This is a genomic window from Bradyrhizobium sp. WBOS07 (genome assembly GCF_024585165.1).
Classification (GTDB): Bacteria; Pseudomonadota; Alphaproteobacteria; order Rhizobiales; family Xanthobacteraceae; genus Bradyrhizobium; species Bradyrhizobium japonicum_B.
In genome coordinates, this window is the sequence record NZ_CP029008.1 from 3,202,934 (window position 1) to 3,222,788 (window position 19,855).

Annotated in this window: 11 protein-coding genes; all 11 read right to left on the bottom strand. The window is 63.4% G+C overall.

Annotated features, from left to right (window positions below; all coding sequences use genetic code 11):
• Window positions 1-78: 78 nt before the first annotated feature.
• On the bottom strand, window positions 79-387 hold the full coding sequence (rpsJ, locus tag DCM79_RS15245) for a 30S ribosomal protein S10 (RefSeq protein WP_002712302.1): 309 nt from the start codon (window positions 385-387) through the stop codon (window positions 79-81).
• A gap of 82 nt (window positions 388-469) precedes the next feature.
• Window positions 470-1,660: an elongation factor Tu gene (gene tuf, locus DCM79_RS15250; protein WP_008136415.1), complete on the bottom strand. Its 1,191-nt coding sequence runs from the start codon at window positions 1,658-1,660 to the stop codon at window positions 470-472.
• A gap of 40 nt (window positions 1,661-1,700) precedes the next feature.
• Window positions 1,701-3,773 carry an elongation factor G gene (gene fusA, locus DCM79_RS15255; RefSeq protein WP_128919614.1) on the bottom strand — a complete coding sequence of 691 codons (2,073 nt, stop codon included), beginning with the start codon at window positions 3,771-3,773 and terminating at the stop codon, window positions 1,701-1,703.
• Window positions 3,774-3,806: 33 nt separating this feature from the next.
• Complete coding sequence (gene rpsG / locus DCM79_RS15260) at window positions 3,807-4,277, bottom strand: 30S ribosomal protein S7 (RefSeq protein ID WP_008136420.1); 471 nt, start codon at window positions 4,275-4,277, stop codon at window positions 3,807-3,809.
• Window positions 4,278-4,292: 15 nt separating this feature from the next.
• Complete coding sequence (rpsL, locus tag DCM79_RS15265; protein WP_007603006.1) at window positions 4,293-4,664, bottom strand: 30S ribosomal protein S12; 372 nt, start codon at window positions 4,662-4,664, stop codon at window positions 4,293-4,295.
• An 862-nt stretch (window positions 4,665-5,526) separates the two neighbouring features.
• The gene (locus DCM79_RS15270) at window positions 5,527-7,548 is read right to left on the bottom strand and encodes an ABC transporter ATP-binding protein (RefSeq protein WP_257180544.1); all 2,022 of its coding nucleotides are present in this window, start codon (window positions 7,546-7,548) and stop codon (window positions 5,527-5,529) included.
• 132 nt (window positions 7,549-7,680) lie between these two features.
• Entirely contained in the window at window positions 7,681-9,741 is a 2,061-nt protein-coding gene (locus DCM79_RS15275; protein WP_257180545.1) for an FAD-dependent oxidoreductase, read from the bottom strand.
• A 195-nt stretch (window positions 9,742-9,936) separates the two neighbouring features.
• Window positions 9,937-14,133, bottom strand: a complete 4,197-nt coding sequence (rpoC, locus tag DCM79_RS15280) for a DNA-directed RNA polymerase subunit beta' (protein WP_126258100.1) — start codon at window positions 14,131-14,133, stop codon at window positions 9,937-9,939.
• A 129-nt stretch (window positions 14,134-14,262) separates the two neighbouring features.
• Window positions 14,263-18,381: a DNA-directed RNA polymerase subunit beta gene (rpoB, locus tag DCM79_RS15285; RefSeq protein WP_028137029.1), complete on the bottom strand. Its 4,119-nt coding sequence runs from the start codon at window positions 18,379-18,381 to the stop codon at window positions 14,263-14,265.
• Between the two features lie 472 nt (window positions 18,382-18,853).
• Entirely contained in the window at window positions 18,854-19,231 is a 378-nt protein-coding gene (gene rplL / locus DCM79_RS15290; protein WP_100177007.1) for a 50S ribosomal protein L7/L12, read from the bottom strand.
• Window positions 19,232-19,285: 54 nt separating this feature from the next.
• Window positions 19,286-19,804: a 50S ribosomal protein L10 gene (gene rplJ / locus DCM79_RS15295; RefSeq protein ID WP_126258098.1), complete on the bottom strand. Its 519-nt coding sequence runs from the start codon at window positions 19,802-19,804 to the stop codon at window positions 19,286-19,288.
• Window positions 19,805-19,855 lie beyond the last annotated feature (51 nt).

Consider the following 19,855-nt stretch of genomic DNA (forward strand, 5'->3'; position numbering starts at 1 on the left):
CTGTCCTTGCGGACTAGCTAATCTTCGTAAGTGAGCACGACCCGATCCGAAGACCGGTGCCCACTTCTCGGGGCATGCTCAGAGCTTGATCTCGACGTCGACACCGGCGGCCAGGTCGAGCTTCATCAAAGCATCGACGGTCTGCGGGGTCGGATCGACGATGTCGAGCAGGCGCTTGTGAGTGCGCATCTCGAACTGCTCGCGGCTCTTCTTGTCGACGTGGGGCGAACGGTTGACGGTGAACTTCTCGATGCGGGTGGGCAGCGGAATGGGTCCGCGGACCTGCGCGCCGGTGCGCTTCGCCGTGTTCACGATCTCGCGGGTCGACGTATCGAGGATACGATGGTCGAACGCCTTGAGACGGATACGAATGTTTTGGCCGTTCATTGCCGTGCTTTCTTTGAGTAGAGTGGCGAGTAGCGAGTAGCGAATAGGTCCTATCCGCCACTCACCATTCCCTATTCGTTTGTTACTCGATGATCGAGGCGACGACGCCGGCGCCGACGGTGCGGCCACCTTCGCGGATCGCGAAGCGGAGCTTCTCTTCCATCGCGATCGGCACGATCAGGTGCACTTCCATCGCGATGTTGTCGCCCGGCATCACCATCTCGGTGCCTTCCGGCAGATGCACGACACCGGTCACGTCGGTGGTGCGGAAGTAGAACTGCGGACGGTAGTTGGTGAAGAACGGGGTGTGGCGACCGCCCTCTTCCTTGGTGAGGATGTAAGCCTCAGCCTTGAACTTGGTGTGCGGCTTGACCGAACCCGGCTTGCACAGCACCTGGCCGCGCTCGACGTCTTCGCGCTTGGTGCCGCGGAGCAGCGCACCGATGTTGTCGCCGGCCTGGCCCTGATCGAGCAGCTTGCGGAACATCTCGACGCCGGTGACCGTGGTCTTCTGCGTGGCGCGCAGACCGACGATCTCGATTTCCTCGCCGACCTTGACGATGCCGCGCTCGACGCGGCCGGTCACGACGGTGCCGCGGCCCGAGATCGAGAACACGTCTTCAACCGGCATCAGGAACGGCTGGTCGATCGGACGCTCCGGCTGCGGGATGTACTCGTCGACGTTCTTCATCAGCTCGAGAATGGCGTCGTGGCCGAGCTTCTTGTCGGAATCTTCGAGGGCGGCGAGCGCCGAGCCCTTGATGATCGGGATCTTGTCGCCCGGGAAGTCGTACTTGGAGAGCAGCTCGCGGACTTCGAGCTCGACGAGCTCGAGCAGCTCCGGATCGTCGACCATGTCGCACTTGTTGAGGAACACGACGAGCGCGGGCACGCCGACCTGACGGGCAAGCAGGATGTGCTCGCGGGTCTGCGGCATCGGGCCGTCAGCGGCCGACACGACCAGGATCGCACCGTCCATCTGGGCGGCGCCGGTGATCATGTTCTTGACGTAGTCGGCGTGGCCGGGGCAGTCGACGTGGGCGTAGTGGCGGTTCGGCGTCTCGTACTCGACGTGCGCGGTCGAGATGGTGATGCCGCGCGCCTTTTCTTCCGGCGCCTTGTCGATCTGGTCGTACGCGGTGAACGTCGCACCGCCGGCTTCGGCGAGAACCTTGGTGATCGCCGCGGTCAGCGACGTCTTGCCATGGTCGACGTGACCGATGGTGCCGATGTTGCAGTGCGGCTTGTTACGTTCAAACTTTGCTTTGGCCATTTGACTCTCCGTTCAATCGTCAGCTTTAGACCGACGACAATCAGGCAAACTTCTTCTGGACTTCTGCCGACACGTTGGCCGGCGCTTCTGCGTAGTGGTCGAACTGCATGGTGAAGGTCGCGCGACCCTGGCTCATCGAGCGCAGGTTGTTCACGTAACCGAACATGTTCATGAGCGGCACCATCGCGTTGATGACGTTGGCGTTGCCGCGCATGTCCTGACCCTGGATCTGACCGCGCCGGGAATTCAGGTCGCCGATGACCGAGCCGGTGTAGTCTTCCGGGGTCACGACTTCGACCTTCATGATCGGCTCGAGCAGGACCGACTTGCCCTTCTGCAAGGCTTCGCGGAATGCCGCGCGCGATGCGATTTCGAAGGCGAGCGCCGACGAGTCGACGTCGTGATACTTGCCGTCGACGAGCTGAACCTTGACGTCGACCACGGGGAAGCCCGCGACCACGCCGGAGCTCATCACGCTGTTGAGGCCCTTTTCGACGCCGGGGATGTATTCCTTCGGAACCGCACCGCCGACGATCTTGGACTCGAACTCGTAGCCTTTGCCGGGCTCGTTCGGCTCGACCACGATCGACACTTCCGCGAACTGACCGGTGCCGCCGGTCTGCTTCTTGTGGGTGTACTTGACCTCGGCCTTCTTGGTGACGCGCTCACGGAACGCAACCTGCGGGGCGCCGATGTTGGCGTCGACCTTGTAGGTCCGCTTGAGAATGTCGACCTTGATATCGAGATGGAGCTCGCCCATGCCCTTGAGGATGGTCTGGCCCGACTCCTGGTCGGTCGACACGCGGAAGGACGGATCCTCCGCGGCGAGCTTGGCCAGCGCCACGCCCAGCTTTTCCTGGTCGGCCTTGGACTTCGGCTCGATCGCGATCTCGATGACCGGCTCGGGGAATTCCATCTTCTCCAGGATCACCTGCTTGTCGGGATCGCACAGCGTGTCACCGGTGCGCGCTTCCTTCAGGCCGGCCAGCGCGACGATGTCGCCGGCATAGGCTTCCTTGATGTCTTCGCGGTTGTTCGCATGCATCAACAGCATGCGCCCGATGCGCTCCTTCTTCTCGCGCGTCGAGTTCACGACGCCGGTGCCGCTCTGCAGCACGCCGGAATAGATGCGGCAGAAGGTGATGGTGCCGACGAACGGGTCGTCCATGATCTTGAACGCGAGCAGCGCCAGCGGCTCCTTGTCGTCCGCCTTGCGCACGACCTCGTTGCCGCGGTCGTCGGTGCCCTTGATCGCGGGCACGTCGATCGGCGACGGCAGATAGTCGACGACGGCGTCGAGCAGCGGCTGCACGCCCTTGTTCTTGAAGGCCGAGCCGCACAGCACCGGATAGAAGGCGCCGGTCAGCACCGCCTTGCGGATCAGCCGCTTCAGCGTCGCCTCGTCCGGCTCCTTGCCGTCGAGATAGGCGGCCATGGCGTCGTCGTCGAGCTCGACGGCGGCTTCCACCATCTTCTCGCGGTATTCCTTGGCCTGCTCGACCAGATCCTCGGGAATGTCGACATAGTCGAATTTCGCGCCGAGCGATTCATCGTTCCAGATGATGCCCTGCATCTTCACGAGGTCGACGAGACCCTTGAAGTTGTTCTCGGCGCCGATCGGAAGCTGGATCGCGATCGGCTTGGCGCCAAGGCGGTCGACGATGTCGGCCAGGCACTTGAAGAAGTCGGCGCCGGTCTTGTCCATCTTGTTGGCGAAGACGATGCGCGGAACCTTGTACTTGTCGCCCTGGCGCCAGACGGTCTCGGTCTGGGGTTCGACCCCCTGGTTCGAATCGAGCACGCAGACGGCGCCGTCGAGCACGCGCAGGCTGCGCTCGACCTCGATGGTGAAGTCGACGTGGCCGGGAGTGTCGATGATGTTCAGGCGCTTGCCGGCCCAGAACGCGGTGGTCGCAGCCGAGGTGATCGTGATGCCACGCTCCTGCTCCTGCTCCATCCAGTCCATCGTCGCGGCACCTTCGTGCACTTCGCCGATCTTGTGGCTCTTGCCGGTGTAATAGAGGATGCGCTCGGTCGTCGTGGTCTTGCCGGCGTCGATATGCGCCATGATACCGAAGTTACGGTAGTCCTCGATGGCATGTTGGCGGGGCATGGGTGGTTCCTTGCGAGTCCGAGTGTGTCGCCGTTACCAGCGATAGTGCGAGAAGGCGCGGTTGGCTTCCGCCATCCGGTGCACGTCTTCACGCTTCTTGACGGCGTTCCCGCGGTTGTTCGATGCGTCCAGCAGCTCGGCCGAAAGCCGCTCGGTCATGGTCTTCTCGTTGCGCTCGCGCGCGGCCGAGATCAGCCAGCGGATGCCCAGCGCCTGCCGGCGGGTCGAGCGAACCTCGACCGGAACCTGGTAGGTCGCGCCGCCGACGCGGCGGGAGCGAACCTCGATCGTCGGCATGACGTTCTCGAGCGCCTGCTCGAACACGCCGAGCGGGTTCTGCTTGGTCTTGGATTCGATGATGCCGAACGCACCATAGACGATGCCCTCGGCGACCGACTTCTTGCCGGCGTACATCACCGAGTTCATGAACTTCGTGACGATGATGTTCCCGAACTTCGGATCGGGAAGGACTTCGCGCTTTTCCGCTGAATGGCGACGAGACATAGAGCTGGTTCCCGCTTACTTCGGACGCTTCGCGCCGTACTTCGAACGACGCTGCTTACGGTTCTTGACGCCCTGGGTATCCAGAACGCCGCGGAGGATGTGGTAACGCACGCCAGGCAAGTCCTTGACGCGGCCGCCGCGGATCATGACCACCGAGTGCTCCTGGAGGTTATGGCCCTCGCCGGGGATGTAGCCGATCACCTCGAAGCCGTTGGTCAGGCGCACCTTGGCGACCTTACGAAGCGCCGAGTTCGGCTTCTTCGGGGTCGTGGTGTAGACGCGGGTGCAAACACCACGCTTCTGCGGCGACTGCTGCAGCGCCGGCACCTTCTTGCGCGACTTCTGCACTTCACGCGGTTGAGCGATCAGCTGGTTGATCGTCGGCATCCTGGCCTTACCCTTTGTTCTGTCGCGGCCCCTTGCGGATCCGCTGTCTTGCCGCAGCCCGTTGCCGGAACTGCAAATTCTTTCGAGCTACCTGCCCGACGAGGCTGCCTTCCGCGGAACAATCCGCACAAAGCGAAATCGCGCCAACCACCCCATCAACGGGCGGAAAGCGCTTCGACGCCACAGAGGACCGCAGTATTGAGGCCGTCGGCGGTAAGCCAGGGCCTGCGCACTGAGGTCATGCATCCGAATTCGATCTCAAGAGAACTTGCTCAAGAGACCTAGAATCGCACTGGCATTGCCTAGCTATGATCGACAGCGTTTGAGCGGCATTCGTCGAGGTTGGTGCCCGTCTGAGCGATCCCTTGCGGAGCTGGTCCTTGGAGATCTAACGGGTGGCCCGTTCCGACGCTGGCGATGCTCACCGCCTGTCGTTAAGTGAGGCGCTTTCTATAAGTGAGAGTCGCTCAAGTCAAGGCGAAACGACAGTCACGAAGCGCTTCAGCAGCCTGTCAAAATCGCCGTTTGCCGCGCTCCCTCGATATGGGACGGCAGCCTTCACTCTGCCAGCCTGACTGAATTTAATGCCCGGGTAAAAAGCAATTTTATGATAATCGGCACGGCCTTTTCTTGCCGGGAGTGCGTTAAGGGTCATTAATCTCTCCGCTTCGGCAGTCATCGGCGCCGCCGGGAGCAGCCGAAGTCGCGCACGACCACTATCCGCGACGTCGGCCGCGCGGACTTTCGACGCTCACGACCAACTCGAATGAGAGCTATCCGATCGAGTTCTCGAATCGAAAACTGGTCGTCAGGTGCGGACCGCGCCGATGCCGATCACCGGAATCACCGAATCGCGGTCCGGTCACTCCTCGTCGTCCTCGTCGTCGTCGTCATCTCTGCCATCGTCGACGGGCGCGGCCGCGCCGTGCGGCTGGTGGATCTGGTCGTTCCACAGCTTGCGATAGGTCCCGTTCTTGGCGAGCAGCTGGGCATGAGAGCCGCGTTCGATCGCCCTGCCCCCGGAAATCACGATGATCTCGTCCATCTCGACCACCGACGTCAGACGGTGGGTCGACCAGATCATGGTGCGGCCCTTGGCGACCTTGAGCAGCGTGCGGTTGATCGCAGCTTCCGTGGTCTGGTCCAGCGCCGAGGTGGCTTCGTCCAGCAGCAGCACCGACGGATTGCGGATGATGGCGCGCGCGATCGCGATGCGCTGGCGCTGGCCGCCCGACAGGGTGTCGCCGCGCTCGCCGACCGGCGTGTCATATCGCTGCGGCAGGCTCATGATGTAGCGGTGGATCTCGGCCTTCTTGGCGGCTTCCTCCACCTCCTCGTCGGTCGCGCCCTCCTTGCCGAGCCGGATGTTCTCCCGGATCGACATGTTGAACAGCATGTTCTCCTGGAACACCACCGCCATGCTCCGGCGCAGCGAATCCAGCGTCACCTTGCGGACGTCGACACCGTCGATGGTGAGCCGTCCCTCGTCGGGCACGTAGAGCCGCAAGATGAGGTTGAGCAACGTGCTCTTGCCGGAGCCGCTCGGGCCGACGATCGCGATGCGCTTGCCGGCGTCGAGCTTGAGACTGAGATTGTCCAGCACCGGCGTCTGGCTGCCCTCGTAGCGGAAGGTGACGCGGTCGAAGGTGATGTCGTTGGTGATGCGCGGCAAATCGGGCGCACCGGGCCGATCGGCGGCGCGGGTCGGCTCGTCCAGCAGCTCCTGGATATGGCGGATCGCGGCGGCCGAGGAGATCGACACCGGGATGAAATGCATCAGATGGGCGATGTTGTAGGAGACCTCCCAGAACGCACTCTCGAAGGTGACGAAGGTGCCGATGGTGATCTGGCCCTTGGTCGCCAGATACGCGCCGATCGCGAGCACCACGAGGTGCAGCAATAGCACCGAGATGGTGACCGTCCGCTCCACCATGGTCGACAGGAACGCGGCCGAGGCGATCTTGTTGCGCGTCTCGTCGTTGCGGAAGGCGAAGAAGCCGAACATCTTGCGCTGCAGGCTGAACGCCTTGATCACGGCCTGCGCCGCCACGTTCTCCTGCACCATGCCGAGCAGCGCGCTCTCGTTGAGCTTCTGCTCGTAGTTGGCCTGCACGGCCTTGGGCGTCAGGATCCGCGGGCCGATCAGCGTGATCGGAAACACCAGCAGCGCGACCACCGCGAGCTGCCAGTTCAGGAACACCATCAGGACGATGCCGGCGACCAGTTCCAGAAACGGCAGCGCGGCGCTGTTGGCGAAGGTCTTCACCGAGCCTTCGAACGCGGAGAGGTCGACCGAGAAGCGCGACAGGATTTCGCCGCGCTTGGTGCGGCCGAAATAGGCCGCCGGCAGGTCCTGGACGTGCTCGAACAGGCGTTTGCGGACGTCCGAGATGACGCAGGCGGCCAGCCGCGCATCCCAGCGCTCGTACCAGACCGCGACAATCGAGGTGAAGATGCCGGCGACGGCGAGCACGCCGAGGATCTTGTACAGCGCCTGGAAGTCTTCCTCGCCGAGCGCCTCGTCGATCAGAAACTTGAGGCTGAGCGGCATGATGACGTTGAACAGCGTCTCGACGAAGACGCCGAACGCGACGAACGACAGCATCCGCTTGTAGTTCGTCAGATAGGGCTTGACGAAGCCGAGGATGGTCGCGAGCGCGCCGGCGGCCTCGCGGGCGGTAAAGACGACGAGGTCCTCGTCCTCATCGTCGTCGTCGAGTTCCGGGCCGTCATCCGCCTCGTCCTCGTCGTCCTCCTCGTCGTCGAGATCCGGCTTGGCAGAAGCGGCGAGCTTGTCGTCGAGCCCGGCCGCCTTGTCCGCGGCGAGCTTCTGTTTGTCGGGCGAGAGAGGCTTGTCGTCGGGCGAGAGAGGCTTGGATGCCATGAAACCAACCGATGCTGACGGCCGGCATGACCGCAGAGAACGCAGGACATAGCGGCAACTGCTAAGGCCCCGATTCTATGCGATCAAGATGAATTCGGCAAAACAATTGGACGAATTCGATGCGTCCCGCGGCTATTCCTCGTCCTCGTCCTCGACCTTGTCGAAGAAGGAATAGCGCAAGCTGTCGGCGTCGGCGTACCACTGCCCTGGCCCCTTGTTGGCAGCGAGCGTCGCCTCCCAGAGCGCATCGGTGCAGTCCTTGCGGTGCATCGAGAGATCGAAACCGTTGCCGAAGAACAGCTCGGACCATTCCCACCAGGTGCCGAGCTTCTTGACCCCGCGCAGCAGGTCGTAGCGGTCGATCAGGGCGGGAGCCATATCCGAGGTGATCGAGCCGAACACGAGGCCGGTCCTGACCACGCGGTTGAGCTCGCGGATCGCGCGGACCACCTGCTTCGGGGAAACGTGGCAGAGGCTGGTCTCGAACACGAAGTCGAACGCGCCGTCCTTGAACGGCATGTCGGTGATCGAGCCGAGCTTGTTGTACTTCTTCAGCGCCTTCGGCGTCTTGGCGTGGATGGCACGGTTGTTCTCGATGCCGAAGGCATCGATGCCGCGCTCGCGCAGCGCGCCGACCAGTTCGCCGCTGGCGGAGCCCGCGACGAGCAGCTTGAAGCCCTTCGTCTTTCCCCAGACGATGCCGAGCAGCTTGGTGAGATAATCGGGGTCGGTAAAGTGGCGCCACGCCTCGTGGTAGGGACCGAGACCGCGATAGTTCTCGAAATAATCGCGATCGATCCTGTCGGAGAGCGGCTTGTCCTCCTGCGCGCGCTGCCGGCGCAGGCGCATCATCTCGGTCAGGATGATGTCGGTGGCGGCGTCGGAGGAGTCGAGCAGGCCGTTCAGCGTGGAGTCGAACAGATAGTCGCCGACCACCACGATGCCCGGATGCTGCTTCGGCTCCGGCCGGTGGTTGGTCATGACGTCGCGCACGGGCAGACCGCCCGGTATGGCGTTCACCGACGACAGCCAGCGGTGGATCCTGCCTTCCATGAAATGCGAACGCGCATCGCCGAGCGAGGCCGGCAGCGACTTCAGCGCGGCGTCGATCAGCTCCTGATCCGACAGATTGGCGAAGGCCAGCGCGTCGGAGCCGGGGATCAGCCAGTTCAACACGCCGTGCTTGCCGACGTCGTGGCGCGCGCCCTCGTTGTAGACGCAGCAGCCGCCGAAAGCTTCGGACATGAACCAGGCGCCGGGAATCTTCCCGCCCCAGAACGGCGTGTCGAACAGGATCGAGACGCGCAGGTAATGCGCGGGACGGTCGAAATAGGAGACGTGCTTGACCATCGACTTGCGCAGCTGCTCGCCTTCCCAGCCGAGCGTGGCCAGCCAGGAATGCGGCAGGCAGACCAGCACGAGGTCGAAGTCGCGGATCTCCGGTCCCTTGCCGTTCATCATCTTGAGCTGATAGCGGCCGGTCGGCGCCTTGCCCACGGCGAGCACGCGATGATTGAGCTGGATGTCGGCGTTGACCTCCGACTGCAGGCACTCGATCAGCTGCTCGTTGCCGTTCTGGATGGAATAGAGGCCGATATAGCCGTCGACGTCCATCAGGTAGTTCTTGAGCGCGTTGAGGCCGTTGGTGTTGTGGCTCTCGGTCGCGATGTCGGAGCGCGCCATCACCTTGAAGAAGCGCTTGGCTGTCTCGTCCTCGACCTCCTCGTCGAGCACCTGCTCGGCGGTCTTGTAGGCCCAGGGATTCTCGTTGTCGTGCGCGCCGACGCCCTCGTAATACTCGACCGGCGACAACATCTCGGCGCAGCGCTTGCGGAAGGCCTCGATCGCAGCGGCGGTCTTGGCGCCGTATTTGCGGCGCATGCCGGGCACATCGTTCAGCAGCTCGCCGCCGAGATGCACCTGCTCTGCGTCCATCGGAATGGTCTGCAGCCCGAAATGCTGGATCAACTCGCGCAGCGGATCCGGACCCGTCATCGAGTAATCGTAGATCTCGGCCACGCCGGCCTCGTACATCGCGGGCGCGGCATCGAACTTGCGCGTGACGATCTTGCCGCCGAGCCGGTCGGAGGCCTCAAAGATGGTGACGCGACAGAGATCGCCGAGCTTGCGCTTCAGGTACCAGGCGCTCATCAGCCCGCCGGGGCCGCCGCCTACGATTGCGAGATCAAGCATATGAGTTCCGTGGTCTCCGGTCCGCCCCCCGTGACGGGACCACCGGTCTAAACTCTCCTAGCAGAAGCGCTTTTACGCCTGAAGGAAAGATGAACAAGGGCTGATCTCGCATCGCAGCAAGCAAACAAGGAATGCAGCAAAAAGGCCGGCTTGCGCCGGCCTTTTCATTATCTCAGTAGTCCTACGGATGAACGATCATTCCGCGGGCGGCAGCGCGGGAAGCTCCGCTTCCGGCGCGGGCGACACGACCGCCGCCTGCTTCTCGCGCTCGTCCAGGATCAGCTTGTCGCGCTTCATGGCGACTTCGCGGATCTTGGCCATGGAGGCGCCGGTGCCCGCCGGAATCAGCCGGCCGACGATGACGTTCTCCTTGAGGCCTTCGAGCGGATCAACCTTGCCGTTGACCGCCGCTTCCGTGAGGACGCGAGTGGTCTCCTGGAACGAGGCCGCCGAGAAGAACGAACGGGTCTGCAGGCTCGCCTTGGTGATGCCGAGCAGAACCGGCGTTCCCGTGGCGGGCTTCTTGCCCTCTTCCTTGGCCTTCTCGTTCAAGGCGTCGAACTCGATCTTGTCGACCTGCTCGCCCGAGATCATGTCCGTATCGCCCTGGTCGGTGACTTCCACCTTCTGTAGCATCTGACGGACAATCACCTCGATGTGCTTGTCGTTGATGAGCACGCCCTGGAGCCGGTAGACCTCCTGGATCTCGTTGACCAGATAGGCCGCGAGTTCCTCGATGCCCTTGACCGCGAGAATGTCGTGCGGCGCCGGGTTGCCTTCGACGATGAAGTCGCCCTTTTCGACGACGTCGCCGTCCTGAAGGTGGATGTGCTTGCCCTTCGGGATCAGGTACTCGCGCGGCTCGTCGGTCTTGTCCATTGGCTCGATCGAGATGCGGCGCTTGTTCTTGTAGTCGCGCCCGAACCGGATGGTGCCCGCGATCTCGGCGATGATCGCCGCATCCTTCGGACGCCGTGCCTCGAACAGCTCCGCCACCCGCGGCAGACCGCCGGTGATGTCACGCGTCTTGGCGCTTTCGGTCGAGACACGGGCGAGGATGTCGCCCGGATTGACCTTGGCTCCGACGTCGACCGAGAGAATGGCGTCGACCGACAGCATGTAGCGGGCATCGCCGCCACGGGCGAGCTTGAGCACCTTGCCGTCCTTGCCCTTGACCACGATGGCCGGACGCAGGTCCGAGCCGCCGCGGGTCGAGCGCCAGTCGATGACCACGCGCTTGGCGATACCGGTGGCCTCGTCGAGCGTTTCCGAGATCGACTGCCCCTCGACCAGATCCTCGAAGCCGATGGTACCTTCGACTTCGGTGAGCAGCGGACGGGTGTAGGGATCCCACTCGACGATGCGCTGGCCGCGCTTGACCATGTCGCCCTCGTCGACGTGCAGGCGCGAGCCGTACTGGACGCGGTGCGTCGCACGCTCGGTGCCGTCGGCATCGACGATCGCCACCACCATGTTGCGCACCATCGCGATCAGGTGGCCTTCGCTGTTGCGGGCGATGGCCTTGTTCCTGATCACGATCTTGCCGTCGAAGTTGGCTTCGACGAAGGACTGCTCGTTGAGCTGCGCCGCACCGCCGATGTGGAAGGTGCGCATGGTGAGCTGGGTGCCCGGCTCGCCGATCGACTGCGCCGCGATGACGCCGACGGCTTCGCCGTGGTTGACCGGCGTGCCGCGGGCGAGGTCGCGGCCGTAGCACTTGCCGCAGATGCCGTTGACGAGCTCGCAGGTCAGCGCCGAGCGGATCTTCACCTCCTGCACGCCACCCTGCTGGATGGCGTCCAGATGGCTCTCTTCCATCAGCGTGTCGCGCTTGATGATCACCTTGCCGGAACTGTCACGGATGTCTTCGCAGGCCGTGCGTCCGAGGATGCGCGAGCCCAGCGAAGCGACCACGGTGCCGGCATCGACGATGGCGCGCATCTTGATGCCGAGCTTGGTGCCGCAGTCGCTCTGCGTGATGATGCAGTCCTGCGCGACGTCGACCAGACGACGGGTCAGGTAGCCGGAGTTGGCGGTCTTCAACGCGGTGTCCGCGAGGCCCTTGCGGGCGCCGTGGGTCGAGTTGAAGTACTCGAGCACCGAGAGGCCTTCCTTGAAGTTCGAGATGATCGGCGTCTCGATGATCTCGCCCGACGGCTTGGCCATCAGGCCGCGCATGCCGGCGAGCTGGCGCATCTGGGCCGGCGAACCGCGGGCACCGGAATGAGCCATCATGTAGATCGAGTTGATGTCGGCATCGGCCCCGCTCGCCGTCTTCTTGGTCGAGGAGATCTCCTTCATCATCGCCTTGGCGATTTCTTCCGTGGCCTTCGACCAGGCGTCGACGACCTTGTTGTACTTCTCGCCGTGGGTGATCAGACCGTCGTTGTACTGCTGCTCGAAATCCTTCGCCAGCGTACGGGTGGTGTCGACGATCTTCCACTTGCCGTGCGGCACGACCATGTCGTCCTTGCCGAACGAGATACCGGCCTTGAACGCGTTGTAGAAGCCGAGCGCCATGATGCGGTCGCAGAAGATCACCGTCTCCTTCTGACCGCAGTGACGGTAGACCTGGTCGATCACGCCCGAGATCTCGCGCTTGGTCATCAGCTTGTTGATGATCTCGTACGAAATCCGCGGGTTCTTCGGCAGCAGGTTGCCGAGCATGACGCGACCGGCGGTGGTCTCGATCCAGCGCGTCGAGACCTTGCCGGTCTCGTCCATGCCCTGCCACCGGTACTTGATCTTGGTGTGGAGGTGAATGACCTTCGCGTGCAGGGCGTGCTCGAGCTCGGCCATGTCGCCGAAGATCTTGCCCTCGCCGGGCAGGCCTTCGCGCATGATCGAGACGTAGTACAGGCCGAGCACGATGTCCTGCGACGGCACGATGATCGGCTGACCGTTGGCCGGATGCAGGATGTTGTTGGTCGACATCATCAGGACGCGCGCTTCCAGCTGCGCTTCGAGCGACAGCGGAACGTGGACGGCCATCTGGTCGCCGTCGAAGTCGGCGTTGAACGCCGAGCAGACCAGCGGGTGAAGCTGGATTGCCTTGCCCTCGATCAGCACCGGCTCGAACGCCTGGATGCCGAGGCGATGCAGCGTCGGCGCGCGGTTGAGCAGCACCGGATGCTCGCGGATCACCTCATCCAGAATGTCCCAGACCTCGGGCCGCTCCTTCTCGACCAGCTTCTTGGCCTGCTTCACCGTGGTGGACAGGCCCTTGGCGTCGAGCCGCGAATAGATGAACGGCTTGAACAGCTCGAGCGCCATCTTCTTCGGCAGGCCGCACTGATGCAGGCGCAGCTCGGGACCGACCACGATCACCGAACGGCCCGAATAGTCGACGCGCTTGCCGAGCAGGTTCTGGCGGAAGCGGCCCTGCTTGCCCTTGAGCATGTCGGCGAGCGACTTCAGCGGGCGCTTGTTGGCGCCCGTGATGACGCGGCCGCGGCGGCCGTTGTCGAACAGCGCATCGACCGCTTCCTGAAGCATGCGCTTCTCGTTGCGGATGATGATGTCGGGCGCGCGCAGCTCCATCAGCCGCTTCAAGCGGTTGTTGCGGTTGATGACGCGGCGATAGAGGTCGTTGAGGTCCGAGGTCGCGAAGCGGCCGCCGTCGAGCGGCACCAGCGGACGCAGGTCCGGCGGAATCACCGGGACCACGGTCATGATCATCCATTCCGGCTTGTTGCCGGAGTGGCGGAACGCTTCCACGATCTTGAGGCGCTTGGCGAGCTTCTTGTGCTTGATGTCGGAGTCGGTCTCCTGCATCTCGACGCGGAGCGAAGCCTCCAGCTTCTCGAGGTCCATGCCCTTGAGCAGCTCGCGGATCGCTTCGGCGCCGATCATGGCGGTGAAGCTGTCCTGGCCGTATTCGTCCTGCGCCTTCAGATACTCGTCTTCCGACAGCAGCTGACGGTCCTTGAGAGCGGTGAGACCCGGCTCGAGCACGACGTAATATTCGAAGTAGAGGATCCGCTCGAGATCCTTCAGCGTCATGTCCAGCAGAAGGCCGATGCGCGAGGGCAGCGACTTCAGGAACCAGATGTGGGCGACCGGGGCTGCGAGCTCGATATGGCCCATGCGCTCGCGCCGGACGCGCGACAGCGTGACCTCGACCGAGCACTTCTCGCAGATGATGCCCTTGTACTTCATGCGCTTGTACTTGCCGCACAAGCACTCGTAGTCCTTGATCGGCCCGAAGATGCGGGCGCAGAACAGGCCGTCGCGCTCGGGCTTGAAGGTGCGGTAGTTGATGGTCTCCGGCTTCTTGATCTCGCCGTAGGACCAGGACAGAATCTTCTCTGGAGACGCGATCGAGATCCGGATCTGGTCGAAGACCTGAGCCGGCGTCGTCGGGTTGAAGAGATTCATAATTTCTTGGTTCATCGTCTTCTCCTCGCGTGCCGGTCGCCTCCGGCCGCAAATTCGAAAATCACTTCAAGCAGGCGCCCTGCCCTCAAGGCCTCGGGCGGGGCGCCGGTGCCCGGCCGCAAAGGCCGGGCATGACAGGTCGAATTACTCGGCCGCTTCCGACGTCGGCGCCGGTCCCACCTTGGAATTGTGCAGGTCGACGTTGAGGCCGAGCGAGCGCATTTCCTTGACCAGCACGTTGAACGATTCCGGAATACCGGCCTCGAACGTGTCGTCGCCGCGCACGATCGCCTCGTAGACCTTGGTACGGCCGGCGACGTCGTCCGACTTCACCGTCAGCATCTCCTGGAGCGTGTACGCCGCGCCGTAGGCCTCGAGCGCCCACACCTCCATTTCGCCGAAGCGCTGGCCGCCGAACTGCGCCTTGCCGCCCAGCGGCTGCTGGGTGACGAGCGAGTACGGACCGATCGAACGCGCGTGGATCTTGTCGTCGACCAGATGGTGCAGCTTGAGCATGTAGATGTAGCCCACCGTCACCTTGCGATCGAACGGATCGCCGGTGCGGCCGTCATAGACGGTCGACTGGCCCGAGGCGTCGAGACCGGCAAGCTTCAGCATCTCCTCGATGTCGGCTTCCTTGGCGCCGTCGAACACCGGCGTCGCGATCGGCACGCCGCGGCTCAGGTTGTGGCCGAGCTCGATCAGCTCATTGTCGTTGAGCGACTTGATCGTCTCGTCGTCGCCGTAGACCTTCTTCAAGGTCTCCTTCAGCGGCTTGATGTCCTGCTTCGACAGGTACGCATCGACCGTCTGGCCGATCCGCTTGCCGAGGCCGGCGCAGGCCCAGCCGAGATGGGTCTCGAGGATCTGCCCGACGTTCATGCGCGAGGGCACGCCGAGCGGATTGAGCACGATGTCGGCATGCGTGCCGTCTTCGAGGAACGGCATGTCCTCGATCGGCACGATCTTCGACACCACGCCCTTGTTGCCGTGGCGGCCGGCCATCTTGTCGCCGGGCTGGATCTTGCGCTTCACCGCGACGAAGACCTTGACCATCTTCATCACGCCGGGCGGCAATTCGTCGCCGCGCTGAAGCTTCTCGACCTTGTCGAGGAAGCGCTGCTCAAGCCCCTTCTTCGACTCGTCGTACTGCTTCCGCATGGCCTCGATCTCGGCCATCAGCTTGTCGTTCGGCGAAGCGAACAGCCACCACTGCGACTTCGGGTACTCCTCGAGCACCGCACGGGTGATCTTGGTGTCCTTCTTGAAGCCCTTGGGGCCTGCGATGCCCTGCCGCCCTTCGAGCAGCTCGGCAAGACGGTTGTAGACGTTGCGGTCCAGGATCGCCTGCTCGTCGTCGCGGTCCTTGGCCAGACGCTCGATCTCCTCCCGCTCGATCGCCAGCGCACGCTCGTCCTTGTCGACGCCGTGGCGGTTGAACACGCGCACTTCGACGATGGTGCCCTGCACGCCCGGGGGAACGCGCAGCGAGGTGTCGCGGACGTCTGAGGCCTTCTCGCCGAAGATGGCGCGCAGCAGCTTCTCTTCCGGCGTCATCGGGCTCTCGCCCTTCGGCGTGATCTTGCCGACCAGGATGTCGCCGGCGCGCACTTCCGCACCGATGTAGACGATACCGGCTTCGTCGAGGTTCTTGAGCGCTTCTTCCGAGACGTTCGGGATGTCGCGGGTAATTTCCTCGGGTCCGAGCTTGGTGTCGCGGGCCATCACCTCGAATTCCTCGATGTGAATCGAGGTGAAGACGTCTTCCTTCACGATCCGCTCAGAGAGCAGGATCGAGTCTTCAAAATTGTAGCCGTTCCACGGCATGAACGCGACGAGCACGTTGCGCCCCAGAGCGAGCTCACCGAGATCTGTCGACGGACCGTCGGCGATGATGTCGCCCTTCTTGACGATGTCGCCGACCTTCACCAGCGGACGCTGGTTGATGCAGGTCGACTGGTTGGAGCGCTGGTACTTCATCAGGCGGTAGATATCGACGCCCGACTTGGTCGGATCGAGATCCTCGGTGGCGCGGATGACGACGCGGGTGGCGTCGATCTGGTCGATCACGCCCGAACGACGCGCCGCGATCGCAGCCCCCGAGTCGCGCGCAACCACGCCTTCCATGCCGGTGCCGACGAACGGCGCCTCGGCGCGAACCAGCGGCACCGCCTGGCGCTGCATGTTCGAGCCCATCAGCGCGCGGTTGGCGTCGTCGTTCTCGAGGAACGGGATCAGCGCCGCGGCGACCGAAACCAGCTGCTTCGGCGACACGTCCATGTAGTCGACCTTGTCCGGCGTCACCGGCAAGACTTCGCCGGCATGACGGCAGACCACGAGGTCTTCGGTGAAGCGGCCCTTCGGGTCGAGCGGCACGTTGGCCTGCGCGACCGTGTAGCGCCCCTCTTCCATCGCCGACAGGTACACGACCTCGTCGGTGACGCGGCCGTCCTTGACCTTGCGGTACGGCGTCTCGACGAAGCCGTACTTGTTCACGCGCGCGAAGGTCGCGAGCGAGTTGATCAGGCCGATGTTCGGACCTTCCGGCGTCTCGATCGGGCAGATGCGGCCGTAATGCGTCGGATGCACGTCGCGCACCTCGAAGCCGGCGCGCTCGCGGGTCAGACCGCCCGGTCCAAGCGCCGACAGGCGGCGCTTGTGGGTGATCTCGCTGAGCGGGTTGGTCTGGTCCATGAACTGCGAGAGCTGCGAGGAGCCGAAGAACTCGCGCACGGCGGCAGCCGCCGGCTTGGCGTTGATCAGGTCCTGCGGCATGACCGTGTCGATGTCGACCGAGGACATGCGCTCCTTGATCGCGCGCTCCATGCGCAACAGGCCGATGCGGTACTGGTTCTCCATGAGCTCGCCGACCGAGCGCACGCGGCGGTTGCCGAGATGGTCGATGTCGTCGATCTCGCCCTTGCCGTCGCGCAGGTCCACCAGCGTCTTGATGACGGAGAGGATGTCTTCCTTGCGCAGCGTGCGCTGGGTGTCCGGCGCATCGAGGTCGAGGCGCATGTTCATCTTGACGCGGCCGACCGCGGAGAGGTCGTAGCGTTCGGCATCGAAGAACAGCGACTGGAACATGGCCTGCGCCGAATCCAGCGTCGGCGGCTCGCCCGGACGCATCACGCGGTAGATGTCGAACAGCGCGTCCTCGCGCGTCATGTTCTTGTCGGCCGAGAGCGTGTTGCGGATATAGGGGCCGACATTGACGTGGTCGATGTCGAGCAGCGGCAGCTCCTTGTAGCCCTGCTCGTTGAGCGACTTCATCAGCTTGTCGGTGATCTCCTCACCGGCTTCGGCGTGAATCTCGCCCGTCTTCGGATTGACGAGGTCCTCGGCGACGTAGTTGCCGACCAGCTCCTCGTCGGACATGCGCAGCGCCTTCAGCCCCTTCTCCTGGAGCTGGCGAGCGGCACGGACGGTGAGCTTCTTGCCGGCCTCGAGCACGACCTTGCCGGTGTCGGCATCGATCAGGTCGTTGACGGTCGAGTAGCCGCGGAAACGGTTAGCGTCGAACGGAACGCGCCAGCCTTCCTTGGTCCTCTTGTAGAGGATCTTCTTGTAGAACGTGGACAGGATCGCCTCGCCGTCGAGGCCGAGGGCGAACATCAGCGACGTCACCGGAATCTTGCGGCGACGGTCGATACGCGCATAGACGATGTCCTTGGCGTCGAACTCGATGTCGAGCCAGGAGCCGCGATACGGGATCACGCGGGCGGCGAACAGCAGCTTGCCCGAGGAGTGGGTCTTGCCCTTGTCGTGGTCGAAGAACACGCCGGGCGAGCGATGCATCTGCGAGACGATGACGCGCTCGGTGCCGTTGACGATGAAGGTGCCGTTCATCGTCATGAGCGGGATGTCGCCCATGTAGACGTCCTGCTCCTTGATGTCCTTCACCGACTTCGCGCCGGTTTCCTCGTCGATATCGAACACGATGAGGCGCAGCGTCACCTTGAGGGGAGCCGCGAAGGTCATGCCGCGCTGACGGCACTCGTCGACGTCGTATTTCGGCTGCTCGAACTCGTAGCGGACGAATTCCAGCATCGAGGTGCCCGAGAAATCGGAGATCGGAAACACCGAGCGGAACACCGCCTGCAGACCCTCGTCGAGACGGCCGCCCTGGGGTTCATCGACCATCAGGAACTGGTCATAGGACGCCTTCTGAACCTCGATGAGGTTCGGCATCTCGGCAACTTCCTTGATGTGTCCGAAGAACTTGCGAACGCGTTTGCGACCGGTGAATGTCTGCTGCGCCATCGTGGCCTCTCATTTTCGTCGCCCGATCTGGGCGCGCCGTCCAGGACGCGGCTGCCACCGCTCCCCGGGTTGAATTTTTCGAACCCGTTTTGGGGGCCGCAGACTCAGGTTCAGGCGAGAATGTCCTGAATCTGTTCTTCAGACCTTCAAAACGCAAAACGACGCGCGGGGCGCTGCTGCGCGCCCGCCCGTCACAACGATCGTGTTCACGGACTGCAAAAGCCCGAAATAGCCTGCTCTCCCAACGGCTTACAGGGAAATCCGGCATCCCTGCCCACCGCGCTTTCGTGCTGCCGACCCGATATGGGGCGACAATAGTGCAGATTCGAGGGTCAAGCCCGCAAATCCCCACACTTTTTCGTGTTCGGCCCGCGTCGGAATGTTCCGTCGCACGCCTTTTGCATCCGGCCCGCCATCCGAGGACGGGCCAGGATCCCGGACGCGCGCCCGGGATCCCGCCAGTAAGCAGTGCCTACTTGAGCTCGACCTTGGCGCCAGCCTTCTCGAGCTGGGCCTTGATCTTGTCGGCCTCTTCCTTGTTCACGCCTTCCTTCAGCGGCTTCGGAGCACCCTCGACGAGGTCCTTTGCTTCCTTCAGGCCGAGACCGGTGATGGCGCGGACTTCCTTGATGACCTCGATCTTCTTGTCGCCGGCGCTGGCGAGAACGACCGTGAACTCGGTCTTCTCTTCCGCCGGGGCGGCAGCAGCGCCACCGCCAGCCGGGCCGGCCACGGCGACGGCCGCGGCAGCCGAAACGCCCCACTTCTCTTCGAGGAGCTTCGCCAGTTCAGCAGCTTCGAGCACGGTGAGGCTCGAGAGGTCGTCAACGATCTTCTGCAAGTCAGCCATTGTTCAGTTTCCTTAACTGTAAGTCTGGTTCGGGTTTGAGTTTTGCGAAGGGCGTCAGGCCGCTTCGCCCTTTGAGGCATGAGCCTGGATGACGCGCGCGAGCTTGCCCGCGGGCGCATTGGCGAGCTGAGCCAGCTTGGTCGCCGGGGCCACGATGAGGCCGACGATCTTGCCGCGCAGTTCATCAAGCGACGGCAGCGAGGCAAGAGCCTTCACGCCGTCGACATTCAGGACGGTCTTCCCCATCGAGCCGCCGATGATGACGAACTTTTCGTTCGCCTTGGCGAATTCGATGGCGACCTTTGGCGCCGCTACCGGATCGTTCGAAGTGGCGATCACGGTCGGTCCCTTCAGCATGGGGCCGATGGCAACGACGTCAGTGCCTTCAAGAGCAATTTTGGCGAGACGGTTCTTCGAGACCTTCACCGCGGCACCCGCCTGCTTCATCTGCTGGCGCAGCTTCTGCATCTGGGCGACGGTGAGGCCGGAATATTGAGCAACGACCGCGACGCTCGTGGTCTTGAAGACCTCATTGAGCTGTTCGACCGCCTCTTTTTTTGCCGCTCGTTCCACAGCAAGCTCTCTCCGGTTGGCGGTCATCGCGAAAGTGGGACCGCCGGGTTG